An 18590-nucleotide genomic window follows, 5' to 3' on the forward strand; every position below is an offset into this window, starting at 1 on the left:
GAGGAAGAACGCATCACCATGACCCGCGCAATCGTCTACACCGAGTTCGGCGGACCCGAGGTCCTCACCGTCACCGAGACGTCGACACCCGAGCTTCGTCCGGCCCATCTGATCGTGCGTGTCGAGGCGGCGGGCGTTAACCCGATCGATGCGAAGATGCGCGCCGGGGCTCGTTCGTCCGGCGCGCTGACGTCACCCCGGCACGTCGGACGCGACGGCGCCGGTGTGGTCGTCGCGGTCGGCGACGACGTGCAGGGCTTCAGGGTCGGTGATCCCGTTGCATTCCGCGAGACATCGGGCACCTACGCGAGCGAGGTGCGGGTCGCCGCGCACAACGCGATTCCCCGCCCGCCCTCGGTCTCAGCCGTCACCGGCGCCGGCATCGGCATCCCGGTGGGTACGGCCTACCAGGTGCTCCGCTCGCTCGATGTCGGCGCGGGCGACACGCTCCTGCTCCACGCGGGATCCGGATCCGTCGGCCAGGCCGCCATCCAGTTCGCCCGCCTCTGGGGTGCCACCGTGATCGCTACCGCGAGCGAGCGTCGCTTCGACCGCGTGCGTGAACTGGGAGCCACGCCTGTCGCGTACGGCCCGGGTCTGCTGGAGCGCGTTCGCGAGGCCGCACCGCAGGGCATCACCGTCGCGTTCGATGCTGCCGGCACGGATGAGGCCCTTGAAACATCCCTCGACCTCGTCGCCGACCGCAACCGCATCGGCACGATCGTGCGCGGAAGGGATGCCGGGGACTACGGTCTGCGGGCCTTCTCGGGCGGAAGCTCGGTTCCCCTGACAGAGACAGAACTCGCCTGGCGCGCCGAGGCGTTCCCCGTCACGATGGCTCTGCTCGCCGCGGGTGTGTTCTCGATCGAGGCGGGCCCATCGTTCTCACTCGAGGACGCGGCAGAAGCGCATCGAGCGACCGAGCGCGGTGTCGACGGCAAGATCGTCGTCGTCCCGTAGCCCCGCAGCTACCCCGGATTCGGTCCCGTCGCGACGGGACGATCCGGATGATTGGACCACTGGCTCCACGAGCCGGGGTACAGGGTGGGCGTGAGACCCGCGAGCCGCAGGGCAACGAACGCGTGCGACGCCGTCACCCCCGAACCGCACGACACGGCGACGGGCGACGCGGCATCGACTCCCGCCTCGGCGAACCGGACGCGTAGGGCCGCGGGCGCCAAGAATCGTCCGTCCGCGTCGACATTTCCCGTCGTGGGCACGCTGATCGAACCCGGAATGTGGCCCGCTCGCGGGTCGATCGGCTCGACATCGCCGCGATAGCGTTCGGGCGCCCGGACGTCCAGCAGGGCACCGGATGCCGCGAGCTCCGCGGCCTCGTCGATCGAGACCTGCGCGAGCCGGCCCGTCGAGAGCGCGACCGAGCCGGGCACTGGCACGACATCGCCCTCTTCGAGGGGCAGTCCCGCGGCCGTCCACGCCCGGAGCGCCCCGTCGAGGATCCGCACGTCGGCCAGGCCCGCGTCGGTCAGCACCCACCACGCGCGCGCCGCGGAGAGAGACTTCAGGTCGTCGTACACGACGACCGTGTCGCCGTCGTTGATCCCCCAGCGGCGAGCGGCCGCCTGGAGGCTCGCAGCATCCGGGAGCGGATGACGCCCGTCGGCCGGTTCGCCGTGCGCGGCCAGCTCGTCGTCGAGGCTGACGTATACGGCCCCGGGGATGTGGCCGGCGAGGTAGTCCGGCCTCCCGTCCGAACGGTCGAGGCGCCACCGCACGTCGAGCACACGGACCTGCGCTCCCTGGGCGATCATCGCGTCGAGCGCTTCGGATGTGATGAGAATCTCGGGCACGGCTCTCCCCCGGACGGTTTCAGACCTGGACTTCTCCAGGCTAGACGGGCGGAAACGACGAACGCGGCGATCGGATGAACCGACCGCCGCGTTGCCGTGTTGCGCTGGCTCGTCGAGCTAGTTCGCCGAGCGGCGCTTGTTGTAGACGTCGAAGGCGACAGCGAGGAGCAATACGAGGCCCTTGACGGCCTGCTGCCACTCGATGCCGATGCCGAGGATCGACATACCGTTGTTCAGCACACCGATGATCAGACCACCGATGATGGCGCCACCGATCGTGCCGACACCACCCTGAACGGCCGCGCCACCGATGAATGCCGCGGAGATCGCCTCGAGCTCGAAACCGTCACCGGCCTTCGGGCCGGCGAGGTTCAGGCGAGCCGTGAAGATCAGGCCGGCGAGAGCGGCGAGGAAGCCCATGTTGACGAACAGCCAGAAGTCGACCCGGCGGGTCTTGATGCCCGAGAGTTCGGCGGCGTGGCGGTTGCCACCGATCGCGTAGATGTGGCGGCCGAAAACGGTGCGGTTCATGACGATGCCGTAAACCAGAACGAGGATGGCCAGGATGATCAGCGTGACCGGGATGCCCTTGTAGGTCGCGAGCGAGAAAGCGAAGAACGCGATCGCAACCGAGATGAGGGCGAGCTTGATGACGAACCAGGTGAGCGGCTCCGCGTCCTGTCCGTACTTGGTGCGAGCCGCACGCGTCCGCACCTGCTGCGTGACGAGCAGGACGATCGCGACGGCGCCGACACCGAGGGTCATGATGTCGGGATCGGTCTCACCGAACACGCCCGACACGAACCCGTTGCCGAGGCCACGGTACTCGGTGGGAAACGACCCGATGTTCTGGTTGCCGAGCACGACGAGCGCAAGGCCACGGAAGATCAGCATGCCGGCCAGCGTCACGATGAACGCGGGAATACCGACGTAGGCGATCCAGAACCCCTGCCAGGCGCCGACCAGAGCTCCGATCAGGAGCGACAGCACGACGGCGAGCCACCAAGGCATCCCCCATGTGACAGCGAAGACACCCGAACACGCGCCGACGAACGCCGCGACGGAGCCGACCGACAGGTCGATGTGGCCGGCGATGATGACCATCACCATGCCGATTGCGAGTACGAGGATGTACCCGTTCTGCACGACGAGGTTCGAGATGTTCTGCGGGCGAAGCAGAATGCCGTTGGTCAGGATCGAGAACAGCACGATCACCGCGAGCAACGCGATGAAGATGCCGTTCTTGCCCAAGTCCGCCAGCACGTGGCTGAGCCACGCGGTGAATCGGTTCTGGACGGGGTTGACGTTTGCTCCGACGGCGGTGGATTCCGTCGAGGGCGGGGTGGGGTTGGACATTGTCACTCCTGTGTGCGACCGCGCCTCAGCGCGGCTTCTCCATGGTCATGAGCTTGAGGACTGCTTCGGGGGTTGCTTGCTCCACCGGCAGCTCACCGGTGATGCGCCCCTCCGAAATGGCATAGACGCGGTCCGAGATTCCCAGCAGCTCGGGCAGCTCGGACGAGATCACGATGATTCCCTTGCCGGATGCCGCGAGCCTGTTGATGATCGAGTAGATCTCGTACTTGGCGCCGACGTCGATCCCGCGGGTGGGTTCGTCGAGGATCAGGACTTCGGGGTCAGAGTAGATCCACTTCGACAGAACGACCTTCTGCTGGTTGCCACCCGAAAGCTTCCCGGTCTTGACCAGCACGCTCGGAGCCTTGATGTTCATGCTCGTGCGGTACTCGTTGGCGACCTTGAATTCCTCGTTGTCGTTGACGAGTCCCGCCGTCTCGAGCTTCTTCAGCGCCGCCATCGAGACGTTGCGCTTGATGTCTTCGATCAGGTTCAGACCGTAGGTCTTGCGATCTTCCGTGGCATACGCCAAGCCGTTCGCGATCGCCTCGGACACCGTCCGGGTCTTGATCTCCTTGCCGCGCAGGAAGACGCGACCGCTGATCTTCGAGCCGTAGCTGCGGCCGAACAGGCTCATCGCGAACTCGGTGCGCCCGGCGCCCATGAGGCCGGCGATGCCGACGATCTCGCCCGCCTTGACGTTGATCGAGACGTTGTCGACGACACGGCGGGTCGAATCCTGCGGGTGGTACGCGGTCCAGTCCTCGACGCGCAGCAGTTCTTCGCCGATGTCGGGGGTGTGGTCGGGGTAGCGGTGTTCGAGGTCGCGACCGACCATGTCGCGGATGATGCGGTCTTCCGTGACGTCGTCCTTGCGGATCGTCTCGATCGTCTTGCCATCGCGGATGACCGTGACCGAGTCGGCGATCTTCTTGATCTCGTTGAGCTTGTGACTGATGATGATCGACGTGATCCCCTGACCTTTCAGGTGCAGGATCAGATCGAGCAGGTGCGCCGAGTCTTCGTCGTTCAGCGCGGCCGTGGGCTCGTCGAGGATCAGAAGCTTCACGCGCTTAGAGAGCGCCTTCGCGATCTCTACCAGCTGCTGCTTGCCGACGCCGATGTTCTTGATCGGGGTGGTGGGGTTCTCGCGCAGCCCCACCCGGGCGAGCAGCTTGGAAGCCTCGAAGTTGGTCTTGTTCCAGTCGATCAGACCGAGCGGGCCACGCACCTCGTTGTTGAGGAAGATGTTCTCGGCGATCGACAGATGCGGGCTGAGGGCCAGCTCTTGGTGGATGATGACGATGCCCTTAGCCTCGCTGTCGCCGAGACCACGGAACGAGACGACCTCACCTTCGAAGACGATGTCACCGTCGTACGTGCCGTGCGGGTAGACGCCCGACAGGACCTTCATGAGCGTGGACTTGCCTGCGCCGTTCTCGCCGCAGATCGCGTGCACCTCGCCGCGCTCAACCGAAAGCGTGACCTGGGAGAGGGCCTTCACTCCCGGAAACGTCTTCGTGATGCTGCGCATCTCGAGAATGGGCTGCGTCATGTGTTCTCCTCCTCAGGAGACCGCGCATCCGGCCGGGCGGAAGTATCCGCCCGGCCGGATGACGACGGGTTTAGCCGTTGATTTCTTCTTCGGTCCAGTAACCGGTGTCAACCAGCGTCTGGGTGATGTTGTCCTTGACGACGATCACCGGGTCGAGCAAGAACGACGGAACGATCTTCACACCGTTGTCGTAGTCCGTGGTGTTGTTCGTCTCGGGCTCTTCACCGTTGAGCAGGGCAACAGCCATGTCCACAGCAACCTGCGCGAGCTCGCGGGTGTCCTTGAAGATGGTGGCGTACTGCTCGCCGGTGACGATGGCCTTGACCGAGTCGAGCTCGGCATCCTGGCCCGAGATGATCGGCCAGTCTTCGCCGACCGAGTAGCCGGCGTCGGTGAGAGCCGAGATGATGCCGCGCGAGATGCCGTCGTACGGCGAGAGCACGGCGTCGACCGTGGTGCCGTCGGAGTAGTTCGCCGTGAGGATGTCCTCCATGCGGCTCTGGGCGGTCTCGCCGTCCCAGCGCAGCGTGGCAACCTGCTCGATTTCGGTCTGTCCCGACTTGACGACGAGCGTGCCATCGTCGATCAGCGGCTGGAGCACGTCCATGGCGCCGTCGAAGAAGAAGAACGCGTTGTTGTCGTCGAGCGAACCGGCGAACAGTTCGATGTTGAACGGACCCTCGGGCGCGCCGTCGATCGGCGTTCCGTCGAGCTCGGTCAGACCGAGTCCGTTCAGGACCGACCACGCCTGCTGCTGGCCGACCGTGAAGTTGTCGAACGACGCGTAGTAGTCGACGTTCTCCGAGTCGCGGATCAGGCGATCGTAGGCGATGACGGGGATTTCGGCGTCGGCCGCATCCTGCAGCACCTGCGAGAGCGTCGTGCCATCGATCGAGGCGATGATGAGCGCCTCGGCGCCCTTGGTGATCATGTTCTCGATCTGCGAGACCTGGGTGGGGATGTCGTCCTCTGCGTACTGCAGGTCGACGGTGTAGCCCTGGTCTTCCAGAGCCGCCTTGACGGCGTCGCCGTCCTGGATCCAGCGCTCGGAGCTCTTGGTGGGCATCGCGACGCCGATCAGGCCGCCGTCGCCCTCGCCTTCTCCGCCGGTTCCGCCGCTGGTGCCGGCGCAGGACGTGAGCAGCAGGGCGCCTGCGGCGACTGCTGCGACAAGAATCTTCTTGGCTTTCACTGTGAGTTCCTCTCGTGGGACTTCTTCGTCTTGGTGATATTCAGTTATGGATCCGCCCGCGGTCGCTGCCACGGGAAGCTTTTGGTGCGTCAGCCGGCGCGTCGCGCGTCGGTCGGTTGTCCGTAGATGTTCTGGTAGCGGCCGTAGAGGGCGTCGATCCTGTCCTGCGGGATCGGGATCAACGGTCCCGCCTCCCGGGCGATGTGGACCGTGCGAGCCGCGTCTTCACACATCACCGCGGACTTCACCGCATCCTTCGCCGACACCCCGATCGTGAACGGCCCATGATTCTGCATCAACACCGCACGCGACCGATGCCCCGTCAAGGTCTCGACGATGCCGCGGCCGATCGAATCATCCCCGATCACCGCGAACGGACCCACCGGAATCGGCCCCCCGAACTCATCTGCCATCCCCGTGATCACACAGGGGATCTCTTCCCCCCGCGCCGCCCACGCCACCGCGTAAGTGGAATGCGTGTGCACCACACCCCCGACATCGGGCATGTTCCGATACACATACGCATGCGCCGCCGTATCACTCGACGGAGACCGGTCACTACCCAGCGTCCCCGGAATCACATTCCCGTCCAGGTCGCACAGGATCATGTTCTCCGGAGCGAGATCGTCGTACGACACACCGCTGGGCTTGATCACGAACAACTCAGCACCCGGCACCCGGCCCGACACATTCCCACCCGTCCACACCACCAGGCCATAACGCACCAACTCCGCATGCAGGCGGGCCACGTCGTCGCGGGTACGCGCAATCGCGACCTCGACCTTGGGTCCGTAGATGCTCACGGCTCACTCCTTTGTGCCCCGGACGGGGACCTGATGTTGCTGCGATGTCCCACGTGATTGCCTCATGTGGAGCCGCCCATGTGACCGGTCATGTGACCGTTCACATCGCGTCATGTTAGTCCGGAGGGAGCCACCCCTGTCAAGTCGACATGGTCTCGGATGTGTAACGGCGACTCAGAACGCGGGACGACCCGTGGAACCGCGCACAATGAGCTCGGGCGTCAGCGTGTGGGCGACCTCGGCGGCCGCTTCGTCGAGTGTCCCCAGCAGCTGAGCAACGCACCGGCGCCCGAGTTCGGTGAAGTCCTGGCGCACCGTGGTGAGCGGTGGCCAGAAGTGTGCCGCCTCGGGAATATCGTCGAAACCGACAACACTCACATCGCGCGGCACATCCAACCCCTCGTCGCGGATCGCATGAATGAAGCCCAGCGCCATCTGGTCGTTCGAGGTGAAGATCGCCGTGAAATCCCGCACGCGCAGCAACTCACGGCCCGCGAAGTAGCCGAACTCCGCGGTCCAGTCCCCCAGAATCGGGGCGGTCGTCGGAATGTCTTGGGCGCCCATCTCTTCCAGAAAACCCCGCATGCGCGCCTCTGCCTCGATCCAGTCCTGCGGACCCGCGAGGTGATAGATCGAGCGATGTCCGTGCTCGATGAGGTGCCTCGTCGCCATGCGGGCGCCGGCGATCTGGTCGACCGAGAGGGCGTGTTCGGCGTCCAGACCGGCGGACTGCAGCGTCACATACGGCACGTCGATCTCGTAGTCGGCGAGAACCTTGAAGACCCGCACCTGTGGCGCGATCACGACGAGCCCCTCGACCGACTGAGCGACGAGGTGCGCCAAACCGGCGCCAATGGACTCCGGATCGGCCGCGTCGATGTTGGCGGTGCTGACCCAGTAACCCCGTTCGCGAGCCGCCGCCTCGATAGCGGCTATCCCCGACGCCGGACCGTACTGCGTGCTGGAAGCAGACAGGATGCCGATCGTCTGCGAACGGCTCGTCGCCAGGGCCCGGGCCGCACGATTGGGCCGATACTGCAACTCCTGCATGATCTCGACGATGCGCTCACGCGTCTCGGGCCGCACGCTCGGGTGATCGTTCAGCACGCGCGAGACCGTCTGGTGCGAGACGCCCGCGAGGCGCGCGACATCGCGAATGCTAGGGGGTCTCCCCCTCCCCACCTCGCTCATGGGTCGGCGCTCCTTCGTACCTGGCCCGTGTGCACGGTCACATCGTTGCCCATCCCCATTATGGCCATCAACTCGCCGCATGTGACAAAAACTGACTGTCACACGCGTTCGCGCCCTGCCCGACGGAGTGCTTCGCACCTAGGCTGTGCGGATGTCCGATATGTTCCACGAACTGCCGTTGAGCAACCGTCACCGGCAGGACGAATCCGGGGTCACGGGCGACTGGCGTTCCGCGGAAGCCGACGTCGTGCGCGCAGCAGACGTGCTGCTGTCCCGTCGCGGAGAGCGCGATCGGGAACCGCTCGCGCGAGCGTTTCTGAGCGTCTCCCGCCTGGGCGCCGCCGGTGGCGACGACCTCGCGGCGGTTGCCGACGCGATCGCCGCGGGGGGCAAACGGCGCATCCGCGATCTGTCGCGCACGGTCACGGCCGCACTCACCCTGAGCCGCGACACCGGCCTACCCATCACCCTCGCGCCCCGTACCTCCGGAGCGGTCGCGCTGTACCTCGCGACATCCGGAAGCTTCGACATCCGTGCCGTCGTCCGGGGACACACCCTTCGCTCCACCGACGATGGCTGGGAGTTCGGAAAAGGCCCCGCCATGGAAGACACCTCGACACGGTTGGTCGCCTTCCTCTGCGGTGTCTCGCAGGAACCCCCACGTCTCGCGCCGCCTCGCAGGTAGGCTCGGGGCATGACCGGTCTGCGATGGGGAATTCTTGCGACGGGCATGATCGCCCGCATGTTCACGAGCGATCTGTACGCGGCGGGACGCGAGGTGGTGGCGGTCGGATCGCGATCGGATGTCTCGGCGCGGGCGTTCGCCGAAGAGTTCGGCATCCCGCACGCCCACGGGTCGTACGAAGCGTTGCTCGCCGACCCGGATGTCGACATCATTTACGTCGCGACTCCGCACCCCGCCCACGCCGAGAATGCCCTCGCGGTCATCGCGGCCGGCAAGCACGTTCTGGTCGAGAAGCCGTTCACGCTCAATGCAACCGAAGCGGCCGCCGTTCGTGATGCCGCAGCCGCGCGCGGCGTGCTCGTGCTCGAGGCCATGTGGACCCGCTACCTGCCGCACATGGTGCGGATCCGCGAGCTGATAGCCGACGATGCGATCGGTGAGGTGCGGGCGGTCTTCGCCGATCACACGCAGCAGATCTCCGATGACCCCGGTCACCGTCTGAACGCGCTCGAACTCGGCGGCGGCGCGCTGCTCGACCTCGGGATCTATCCCGTTTCGTTCACGTGGGACATCTTGGGCCGCCCCGAAACGATCCTCGCGGCGGCCCGGAAGAGCGAGACCGGCGCCGACACCGAGATCGCGACGATCCTCACCCATGCATCCGGAGCGATCTCGACCACCATCTCGTCCTCGCGCGCGGCCGGCCCGAATACCGCACACATCATCGGCACTGCGGGCCGGATCGACATCGACCACACCTGGTACAACGCCACGTCGTTCCGCCTCAGCGCTCCCGATGGCACCGTGCGTGAACACTACGTCTCTCACGTGCAGGGGCGGGGGATGCAGTACCAGGCACTCGCGGCAGAACGGCTCGTCGCCGAAGGCAACCTCAGCGGCGACCTCCTCACAATCGACGAGACGGTGGACATCATGGCGACCCTCGACCAGATCCGCGGCCAGATCGGCCTCGTCTACCCGAGCGAGGCGTGAACATGGCGGAAGGCGGCCGCGTCGCGGTCTACCTGGACTTCGACAACATCGTCATCTCCTGGTACGACCGCGTTCACGGACGCAACTCGTACGGGCGCGACCGGCAGCGCATTGCCGAGAACCCGGCCGACCCTGAGATCGCCGAACGCCTGAGCCAGGCCGTCATCGACGTCGGCGCGATCATCGACTACGCCGCATCCTTCGGAACCCTCGTTCTCACCCGCGCCTACGCGGACTGGTCGTCGCCCGTCAACGCGGTGTACCGCAGCCAGCTCGTAGCGCGCGCGGTCGACCTCGTGCAGCTCTTCCCCGCCGCGGCATATGCGAAGAACGGCGCCGACATCCGGCTCGCGGTCGACGCGGTAGAAGACATGTTCCGCCTCCCCGATCTCACCCACGTCGTGATCGTCGCGGGTGACTCCGACTACGTTCCGCTCGCGCAACGCTGCAAGCGGCTCGGCCGGTTCGTCGTCGGCGTCGGCGTCGCCGGATCGACCGCGAAATCGCTTGCGGCGGCCTGCGACCAGTTCGACGCATACGACGCGCTTCCCGGGGTGTCACTCCCGACTCCCCCGACTCAGCAGAAGGCGGATGCCGTGACGTCCGAGGCACCCGTGCGTCAGCGGCGCCGCAGCACGAGCGCTCCCCCCAAAGATCCCGCGGGCGACTTGCTCGAGCGCGCGCTCCGCCTCGAACACGAGCGCACGGATGCGGACTGGATACACAGCTCGATCATCAAGAACCTGATCAAGCGCATGGATCCGTCATTCAGCGAGAAGGGCCTCGGTTTCAAATCGTTCTCGGACTTCATCAAGGCGCATCCCACGATCGTCGAGATGAACGAGACCGACAACATCCGCCTCGTGCGCCTGGTTCCCGACAAGCGCTAGCGACGCTCGGGCGTCTCGGGCCCTTCGACAAGCTCAGGGACCGTCGCCCCGGTCGCTGAGCCCGTCGAAGCGACCTCAGCGCGTCCGCGTAGACCAGTACGCCCATGCCACGAGCACGGGCTGAAAGAACAGTCGCACCAACCGCTTGCGGTCGGTGTCGAGCCCGAAACCGTCGCGCTTCTTCGTGTACTGCTCGATGTTGCCCGGGAAGACGGCGACGAAGAACGCCGCAAGCAGCAACCCGATTCGGGAGCGCTCCTTCGGCAGCGCGATGAGCGCGGCACCCAGCATGATCTCAACGGCGCCGGATGCGACGACCACGGCGTCCTCATCGAGCGGGGTGAGTTCGGTGGTCCAGTCGGGCACCTGAGCCTGGAACTCTTTGCGGGCCCAGAACAGGTGCGAGATTCCGGCGAAGGCGAGCGCTCCCCCGAGTGCCCATCGGGCGATGGTGCGGACGGGAGACGAGCGGGGCACGGCTGAGATCATGCGGCCAGTCAACACCGAGTCGGGCGGCCACGCCATCGCATGACCGCCCGATCTTCTATGCCGCGAAGGGAATCGATCCCACCAGCACGCCGACGAGTAGCATCACGAGGGACACGACGGTGGCCCGCCACAGCACCTTCTTGTGGTGATCGCCGAGGTTGACGCTCGCGAGCGAGACGAGCAGCAGGATGGCCGGCACAAGCGGACTCTGCAGGTGCACCGGCTGACCAATGATCGAGGCGCGCGCTATCTCGACCGGCGTGATGCCGAACGCGCTCGCGCTCTCGGCGAGAATCGGGAGGATTCCGTAGTAGAACGCATCGTTTGACATGAAGAACGTCAACGGAATCGACAGGATCCCGGTGATGACCGCAAGGAACGGTCCCATCGAGGATGGGATGGCCGTGGTGATCCAGCCTGCCATCGCGGCAACCATACCCGTGCCGTTGAGCACACCGACGAGCACACCGGCGGCGAGAACCATCGACACGACGCCGACGATGCTCGGGGCGTGCGCGACGATCTCGTCGGCCTGGGTCTTGAGTTTCGGGAAGTTCAGTACGAGCGCGACGGCTGCACCCACCATGAAGACGTAGGGCAGCGGGAAGATGTCGAGCACGAGCAGCACCATGACAGCCAGGGTCAGCGCGAGGTTGAACCAGATCAGCTTGGGGCGGAGCGTCGCCCGGTTGGGGTCGAGCATCGTGTCCGCCATCGCGGTGTCGGCGGCGTCGACCAGGTCCGCGGCGGCCACGCCTGCGCGACCGCCCACGACCGTGACGATGTTTCCCGTCGCGAGCGAGGCGCGGGCACCAGGCACGCGATCGGCGCCACGGAAGATCTTCGGTGCTGTCAGCGGTCCTCCGGCCGCACCGCGCGACGCGGCGCCCGAGTATTCGAGGCTGCCGAGGCGCTTGCGCTCACCGAGCCCCAGCATCCAGGCGAACAGGAAGCTGACGACGAGGCCGGCGGCCAGCGACGGAAGCATGGGGACGAAGATGGCTGTCGGCTCGATCCCCAGCGCGGTGGCCGCGCGGACGGTGGGACCACCCCACGGCACGATGTTGAGCGTTCCGTTGACGAGCCCTGCCACGCATGTCAAGACGACGGGGCTCATGCCGAGGCGAAGGTAGATCGGCAGCATGGCCGAGGTCGTGATGATGAAGGTCGTCGAGCCGTCACCATCGAGCGAAACCGCGCCGGCGAGGAGCGCCGTTCCGAGCACGACCTTGGCGGGGTCGTCGCCGAGCAGCCGCGTGATCAGGCGGATGAGGGGGTCGAAGAGGCCGACGTCGATCATGATGCCGAAGAACATGATCGCGAACATCAGCAGCGCCGCGGTCGGTGCCATGGTGCTGATGGCGTCGATGATCATGTCGCCGAGGCCGAGGCCGGCGCCCGCAAACAGCCCGAAGATCGTCGGCACCAGGATCAACGCGACCATCGGCGTGAGGCGTCTCGTCATGATCAGCGCCATGAACGTCAGGATCATGAGGAACCCCAGCACGACGAGCACGCCCTCCGGGGGCACGAATGCGAGGTCATAGCCTTCGGCCGCCTCGAACGGCACCCGACGCGGTGTTCTCGACAGACCCTGGGTTGTAGAGAGACCCAGTGTTGTTGCGAGCATCGTGACTCCTTCGTCATCGCTTATGTCTCAAACGAGCCCCGACCGTGGGGACCCTGTGAGCGTAGGGAGGAACGTGGCCGAGGGTGGGGTATCTCGCATTGGCGCACGTTATGCGCGTAACGTGACTTCTGCGCATTTTGCTGAACACGTTGCGAGAGGGGTGGTGCCATGCGATTCGCCACGCGGATGCTGCTCCTTCAGCTCGCTACGGTGGTGACCGTCGTGGGGATGTGCTCCGCACTCTTCGCCGTCCTCGCCGTGGGGCAGCTGCGGGCCGAGGCCGAGGCATCCGCTCTGTCCATCGCCCGGACGCTCGCCCAGGATCCGGACGTGCGCGCGCTCGTAACCCAGTACTCGGCGGACGCGGGGACCCCGGATGCCGCTCCCCTCCGTGATGGGACGCTGCAGCAACTCGCGGTAGATGTTGCAGACCGCACGGGCGCGCTGTTCGTCGTGATCACCGACGATCACGGCATCCGCCTGGCTCACCCCGATCCGGAACGTCTCGGCGAAGAGGTGAGCACGAGCTACGCAGAGGCACTAGCGGGGCGCGAGGTGGTGACGTGGGAGGCCGGGACACTCGGCGAGTCCGCGCGCGCGAAGGTACCCGTGCGCCAGGCGGATGGGACGAAACCGGTCGGCGAGGTCAGCGTGGGCTTCGAGCGGGCAAGCGTCTTCGATGATCTGCCCACTGTCCTCGGCGGCATCGGCGTGGCCGCGGCGGCGGCTCTCGGTCTCGCCACGCTCGCCAGCCTGCTGCTGCGCCGCCGCTGGGAGCGACTCACACTCGGCCTTCAGCCCGAAGAGTTGGTCGGTCTGGTGCAGAATCAGGCCGCCGTTCTGGACGGCGTCGGCGACGGCGTGCTCGCGCTCGATCACTCGGGCATTGTGCGCGTGTGCAATAGCACCGCGGCGCGACTGTTGGGGGTGACCGACGCGGTCGGACGCGCGCTCGACGACCTCGGGCTCGACCCCGACCTGACCGACGCGGTGCGCTCGGGCGATGCCCGACGCGGCATCGTTCGAGGCGACCGGGTGCTCTACATCGATCTCAAGCCCGTCATTCATGGGGCGCGCACGCTCGGCGACATCGTCATCGTGCGTGACCGCACAGACGTAGAGGCGCTTGCCGAGCGCCTGCAGACCGTGCGTGCGATGACGGATGCGCTGCGCGTACAACGCCACGAGTTCGCGAATCGAATGCATGTCGCCGCGGGATTGCTCGACGCAGACCGCGTCCCTGACGCGCGGGCGTTCCTCGCCGAGCTTCTGGATCGCGGACCCATCGACTTCGCGGTTGCGGGGATCGACCGGGTGCCCGATCCGTTCCTCGTTTCGCTGATCGGGGCGAAAGCCCTTGCCGCCCGGGAGCGCGGCGTCGAGTTGCGGGTGTCTGACGAGTCTCTGGTTCTGGGCGAGGTTGCGGCGGTCGAGGATGTGGCGGCGGTGCTCGGCAACCTCATCGACAACGCCGTCGTCGCGGCCGCCCACACTGCCGACGACGCCCCGCGATGGGTCGAGATCGGGCTGTTCGGCGATGACGACGCGCTGGTGCTCTCGGTCGCCGACTCGGGCGAGGGTATCGACCCCGCCACGGATCCCTTCTCGCGGCGGCAGGATGTGGGCGCTCCCGCGTCCACGTCGGACGACGTGCACGGCCATGGCTTCGGTCTGCCACTGTCACGCGAACTGGCTCGACGCCGCGGGGGCGACGTGTGGGTGATCGAGCCGGGCGGCAGCGCAACAGGCGCACAGGGAGCGGTCGTGGGAGCCCGACTCCCCGGCGTTCTGCGAACGAGTGGAACGGAGAGAGACGAATGAGCGACAGCATCCGCGTCCTGGTGGTGGACGATGACTTTCGCGTCGCGGGACTGCACCGCGACATCGTGGCGGCGCGGCCAGGTTTCGTCGCGCTCGATCCGGTGCACTCGCTTGCGGCCGCACGCGCGGCCATTCGCGCGCAGCGACCGGACCTGCTGCTCGTCGATGCCTACCTCCCGGACGGGCACGGCGCCGACCTGGTGCACGAGAGCGCGATCGACGCCTTCATGCTCTCGGCGGCGACGGATGCCGCGACCGTCCGCCGTGCCGTACAGGTGGGAGTCCTGCGTTATCTCGTCAAGCCCTTCGATACCCGCGTGCTCGCCGATCGCCTCGACCGCTACGCGCGCTTTCGCAACCTGCTGGCGGGCGAGCGCCCGCTCGAGCAGGAGCAGATCGACCGCGCCCTCGACATTCTGCACACCGCAACCGACGCGGCTTCGACATCTCGTTCGGCGACCGAGCAGCTGATCATCGACGGGCTCGGTGACGGCGAAGCATCCGCCGCCGAGGTCGCCGAGCGGATCGGTGTCTCGCGTGCCACCGCGCAACGCCACCTCGCGACGCTCGCGGGTCGGGGCGTGGTCGAAGTTCGCCTGCGCTACGGATCGACGGGCCGCCCTGAGCACCGGTACGCGGTCATGCGCGCCTCATAGCCACCACGGTCACTGAGCCTGTCGAGGTGACCCGCCGCCAGGCGTCAGTGGTAGCGACCGCTGTAGGCGTTGAGCGCGGGCTGCCCGCCGAGGTGCGCGTAGAGCACCGTCGAGTCACGCGGAATATCGCCCGACGACACCAGGTCGATGAGCCCCGCCATCGACTTGCCCTCGTAAACGGGGTCGATGATGACGCCCTCGAGGCTGCCGGTGAGGCGCATGGCCTCGTCGGTCGACTCGACCGGGATCCCGTAGTAGTCGCCGGCCCAACCTTCGAGCACGGTGATCTCGTCATCACGCAGGTCGCGGCCAACGCCGATCATGTTGGCCGTCCGCCGCGCGATTCGGGCAACCTGATCGCGCGTCTCATCGATCTTCGCGGACGCGTCGATACCGATCACTCGGCGTTCGCGCCCGCCGAAGTTCTGCTGCAGATCGGCAAACCCGGCGATCATGCCCGCGTGCGTCGAACCGGTCACACTGCACACCACGATCGTGTCGAAGAAGACGCCGAGCTCGGCCTCTTGCGCTGCGACCTCGTGTGCCCAGTTGGCGAATCCCAGCCCGCCGAGCGGGTGATCCGAGGCCCCCGCGGGGATCGGATACGGCGTGCCGCCGGATGCCTCGACATCCGCGATCGCCTGCTTCCACGAGTCCTTGAATCCGATGCCGAAGCCCGAGGCATCCAACCGCACATCGGCGCCCATGAGGCGCGAAAGCATGATGTTGCCGACGCGATCGTTCACGGAGTCGGGCCAGTCGACCCAGTTCTCCTGCACGAGCACGGCTTTCATGCCCAGGTGCGCGGCGACCGCGGCGACCTGGCGCGTGTGATTCGACTGCACCCCGCCGATCGAGACCAGCGTGTCGGCGCCGTGGGCGATGGCGTCGGGGACGAGGTACTCGAGCTTGCGCACCTTGTTGCCGCCATAGGCGAGCCCGCTCGAGACATCCTCGCGCTTGGCCCACACGCGCGCACCACCGAGGTGGTCGCTCAGCCGGTTGAGCGGGTGAACGGGGCTCGGCCCGAACGTGAGCGAGTGGCGCGGGAAATCGCTGAGCGGCATGTCTCTCCAAAGATCCGGGAATGCAACATATTACACATCACAGGACGAATGACGGCGCCGCGCGCTCACGTTTAGACGGGGTCGGTCGGGTTGATCCGCTCGACCAACAGCGGATCAACCGGCGTGAACGGGAATGCCGGCAAGTCGTCGATCGCCACGCCGAGGGTCGCGGCGAGCACGGGGCGAGAGAACGCGGAAACCGACTCGCGGTACCCGACGTCTCCCGGCGTTGGCTGATCGAAGAAGATCAGGAAGTGGATGTCGTCGTCCCCGATCACCTCGATCTGGTGCGGATAGGCGGGCGGCACGAAGTAGCAGTCACCGGGCTGCAGCACATAGCTGTCGACCGTGCCGTCGGGGTCGAGGATCGACATGCGAGCGCGTCCCCGGTGCACGTAGCCCATCTCTGCAGTTCCGGGGTGCCAGTGCGGTTCCCGCATCCCGTCATCGCGGATCGTGAGCGAATACATGGACATGCTCGTGAGGGCGGGCCAGTACTGAGTGCGGGCGAGCTTCACAGCGCCGAACGGATGCTTGAGGGGCGGCTCCTGCGCGCCCAGATCGAGCTTGTGCGGGTTGCCGTAGCCGGCGGTGTCGGGGATGATCGGCGGTCCCTCGCGGCGCACGATATCGCGCGACGTCGTGTCTCGTGACACGGGGGCGAAGGCGCTCGATGCCAGGCCGAAGGTGTTGCCCAGAACCGCATCGGACATCTGCCCGAATGCTGCGTGCAGGGAGAAATCCTCGGGCGACTCATTCGAGAAAGCGACAATGACCTCGGCCTCGGAGTCGCCGATGTTCTCAATGTGGTGCAGCGCACCAGACGGGATCGTGAACATCTGTCCTGCGTCGATCATGAACGACGAGAAGACGCCGCCGTTCTCGACGATCGACACCAGGACGGAACCCGAGAGGCAGTAGCCGAGCTCGTCCGCGTTGGCATGCCAGTGCGGTTCACGGATGCTGCCGGGTGCGAGCACCAACCGCTTGATCGAGAGTCGCCGCAGAATCGGGAAGTTGTCGACGGTGAGGCGACGGATGCCGCCGAGATCGCTGTCGTGCTGGGCGTCGGCCGTGAGAAGCGAACGGACGTGCCGGGAGGAGGGGCGCATGCTCATCTGCGTCCTTTCGGGAATCGGGGGGGGACGACGACGAAAACGGAAGGGCGGTACTCCACAGTGCCCACACGACGAGCACGGGCTGCAGCAACAGCCGGATGAATCGGGCACGATCCGTGCGCATCAGCGGCGCCGGTCGACCCGTCTGCCATTGGTGGACGTTGCCCGGGAACACGGCGATGAAGAATGCCGCAATGGCCGCCCCGACGCGGCGACGCTCTCGCGGCAAGACGACGAGCGCGGCGCCGAGCATGAGCTCGACGACCCCCGACGCGATGATGATCGCATCGGTGTCGAGCCGCAGCATCCGGGTCGTCCACTCGGGCACAACGATGCGATACCCACGCCGGCCCCGCGAGAGGTGGGACAGCCCGGCGCCGACCAGCATGGCGGCGAGCAACAGTCGCCCGATCGTGCGTGCGACCTCGGCCGGGTTCCTCGATGCGCGTTCCGCCACAAGCTCAGTGTTCCACGACGACAGCCGCCGAAGCACCCCGCGATCTCAGGGCACCCGCTCGACGGGCTGACGGAGGATCGTTCGGAGCTTCTCAGGCGCGGCGCGGCGCGGATCGCTGAGGTAGATCTCGTGGTGGCGTCCGGTCATCCGCATCCCCTGCTCCGGAATGAATGCGGCGTGCATCGCCTCGAGGACCGGCCCTTCTTCGTCGTAAGGGCCGATGTGAAGCGTCTGCACGCAGAGCCCCTCGTCGAGCATGTCGACCCGCAGTGCCGCGAGCGCCGGTGCGATGCCTTTCACCCGCACCGTCTGTGATGCGAAGTCCACCTGAGCGTCGTCGATCCACTCGGGCACCAGGATCATCGCGGTCCACTGCCAGCGGCCCTTGTCGCGTGCCGCGGTGAAGGCGGCCATGTCGTCGGCCCACCACAGCGCCTCGAGCGGCATCACGACGTAGTCGCGGTCGAGTTCGCGTTTGCTGAGGAACTTGAGGGCGTACGCGACGGGATACAGGGTCGCCAGGGCGTCCGCGTACGCCTGAGAGGTGTTGGGGTCCCCGGCGCCGTCGATTACCAGGTACCGCATCGGTGGCACGGCCACGATCTCGAAGCGGCCGTGAGGCGCCGCGTATGTCGGGATCTGCTTCTTCAGGTCGACCTTCATCTGGGGGGAAACCCTTCATTCTCGAAGAAGAGTAGCCAGAATCGACCCCGAATACGCCGCGCGTCGGCGGTTCGTATTGCGAGACTCCAGCGGCGACCAGGAGCAATGCGAGCAGGACGTGCGCGACGGTACGCGAGACGCTTGCACGGGTCAGCACTCCCCGTGTTCCATCCGACAGACGCGCTCGCGAGCGTCGGCAGACGATGTTCTTCG

The 18590-nt window shown here is 66.5% G+C and carries 17 protein-coding genes; 6 read left to right on the top strand and 11 right to left on the bottom strand.

The window, feature by feature from the left end:
* The first annotated feature begins 18 nt into the window (after positions 1-18).
* Positions 19-960: an NADP-dependent oxidoreductase gene (locus ACT9TC_RS04530; RefSeq protein WP_458042228.1), complete on the top strand. Its 942-nt coding sequence runs from the start codon at positions 19-21 to the stop codon at positions 958-960.
* Positions 961-968: 8 nt separating this feature from the next.
* Here ACT9TC_RS04530 and ACT9TC_RS04535 read toward each other — a convergent pair whose 3' ends face one another.
* From ACT9TC_RS04535 to ACT9TC_RS04560, 6 genes are all read right to left on the bottom strand, one after another.
* Positions 969-1811 carry a sulfurtransferase gene (locus tag ACT9TC_RS04535; RefSeq protein WP_458042229.1) on the bottom strand — a complete coding sequence of 281 codons (843 nt, stop codon included), beginning with the start codon at positions 1809-1811 and terminating at the stop codon, positions 969-971.
* 117 nt (positions 1812-1928) lie between these two features.
* The gene (mmsB, locus tag ACT9TC_RS04540; protein WP_458042230.1) at positions 1929-3167 is read right to left on the bottom strand and encodes a multiple monosaccharide ABC transporter permease; all 1239 of its coding nucleotides are present in this window, start codon (positions 3165-3167) and stop codon (positions 1929-1931) included.
* Positions 3168-3192: 25 nt separating this feature from the next.
* Positions 3193-4722 carry a multiple monosaccharide ABC transporter ATP-binding protein gene (gene mmsA / locus ACT9TC_RS04545; RefSeq protein WP_458042231.1) on the bottom strand — a complete coding sequence of 510 codons (1530 nt, stop codon included), beginning with the start codon at positions 4720-4722 and terminating at the stop codon, positions 3193-3195.
* A gap of 70 nt (positions 4723-4792) precedes the next feature.
* Complete coding sequence (gene chvE / locus ACT9TC_RS04550; protein WP_458042232.1) at positions 4793-5914, bottom strand: multiple monosaccharide ABC transporter substrate-binding protein; 1122 nt, start codon at positions 5912-5914, stop codon at positions 4793-4795.
* A gap of 89 nt (positions 5915-6003) precedes the next feature.
* Positions 6004-6717 carry an L-ribulose-5-phosphate 4-epimerase gene (locus tag ACT9TC_RS04555; protein WP_458042233.1) on the bottom strand — a complete coding sequence of 238 codons (714 nt, stop codon included), beginning with the start codon at positions 6715-6717 and terminating at the stop codon, positions 6004-6006.
* A gap of 174 nt (positions 6718-6891) precedes the next feature.
* Positions 6892-7908 (bottom strand): LacI family DNA-binding transcriptional regulator, encoded by a 1017-nt coding sequence (locus ACT9TC_RS04560; protein WP_458042234.1) that lies wholly within the window; start codon positions 7906-7908, stop codon positions 6892-6894.
* Positions 7909-8059: 151 nt separating this feature from the next.
* On the opposite strand from ACT9TC_RS04560, the gene ACT9TC_RS04565 reads away from it, so the two are divergent.
* The 3 genes from ACT9TC_RS04565 to ACT9TC_RS04575 are packed head-to-tail and all read left to right on the top strand — an operon-like array spanning position 8060 to position 10476.
* Complete coding sequence (locus tag ACT9TC_RS04565; protein WP_458042235.1) at positions 8060-8593, top strand: hypothetical protein; 534 nt, start codon at positions 8060-8062, stop codon at positions 8591-8593.
* A gap of 9 nt (positions 8594-8602) precedes the next feature.
* The gene (locus ACT9TC_RS04570) at positions 8603-9586 is read left to right on the top strand and encodes a Gfo/Idh/MocA family protein (RefSeq protein ID WP_458042236.1); all 984 of its coding nucleotides are present in this window, start codon (positions 8603-8605) and stop codon (positions 9584-9586) included.
* 2 nt (positions 9587-9588) lie between these two features.
* The gene (locus tag ACT9TC_RS04575; protein WP_458042237.1) at positions 9589-10476 is read left to right on the top strand and encodes an NYN domain-containing protein; all 888 of its coding nucleotides are present in this window, start codon (positions 9589-9591) and stop codon (positions 10474-10476) included.
* Positions 10477-10551: 75 nt separating this feature from the next.
* Here the strand turns inward: ACT9TC_RS04575 and ACT9TC_RS04580 are convergent, their stop codons facing one another.
* Together ACT9TC_RS04580 and ACT9TC_RS04585 are read right to left on the bottom strand one after the other, a co-directional pair.
* Positions 10552-10965, bottom strand: coding sequence for a DoxX family protein (locus tag ACT9TC_RS04580; RefSeq protein ID WP_458042238.1), 414 nt, complete (start codon positions 10963-10965; stop codon positions 10552-10554).
* A gap of 55 nt (positions 10966-11020) precedes the next feature.
* Complete coding sequence (locus ACT9TC_RS04585; RefSeq protein ID WP_458042866.1) at positions 11021-12457, bottom strand: CitMHS family transporter; 1437 nt, start codon at positions 12455-12457, stop codon at positions 11021-11023.
* Positions 12458-12763: 306 nt separating this feature from the next.
* Here ACT9TC_RS04585 and ACT9TC_RS04590 point away from each other — a divergent pair, with 306 nt between their 5' ends.
* Positions 12764-14416, top strand: a complete 1653-nt coding sequence (locus tag ACT9TC_RS04590) for an ATP-binding protein (protein ID WP_458042239.1) — start codon at positions 12764-12766, stop codon at positions 14414-14416.
* Complete coding sequence (locus tag ACT9TC_RS04595; protein ID WP_458042240.1) at positions 14413-15072, top strand: response regulator; 660 nt, start codon at positions 14413-14415, stop codon at positions 15070-15072. The genes ACT9TC_RS04590 and ACT9TC_RS04595 overlap by 4 nt, the downstream gene beginning before the upstream one ends.
* Before the next feature lie 44 nt (positions 15073-15116).
* On the opposite strand, the gene ACT9TC_RS04600 is transcribed toward ACT9TC_RS04595, so the two are convergent.
* The 3 genes from ACT9TC_RS04600 to ACT9TC_RS04610 all read right to left on the bottom strand — a co-directional run bounded on the left by ACT9TC_RS04600 (position 15117) and on the right by ACT9TC_RS04610 (position 18377).
* Complete coding sequence (locus ACT9TC_RS04600; protein WP_458042241.1) at positions 15117-16139, bottom strand: 1-aminocyclopropane-1-carboxylate deaminase; 1023 nt, start codon at positions 16137-16139, stop codon at positions 15117-15119.
* A gap of 71 nt (positions 16140-16210) precedes the next feature.
* Positions 16211-17257 (bottom strand): cupin domain-containing protein, encoded by a 1047-nt coding sequence (locus ACT9TC_RS04605; RefSeq protein WP_458042242.1) that lies wholly within the window; start codon positions 17255-17257, stop codon positions 16211-16213.
* Between the two features lie 502 nt (positions 17258-17759).
* The gene (locus tag ACT9TC_RS04610) at positions 17760-18377 is read right to left on the bottom strand and encodes a GyrI-like domain-containing protein (RefSeq protein WP_458042243.1); all 618 of its coding nucleotides are present in this window, start codon (positions 18375-18377) and stop codon (positions 17760-17762) included.
* Positions 18378-18590 lie beyond the last annotated feature (213 nt).

It is taken from the genome of Microbacterium sp. HM-570, from assembly GCF_054165885.1.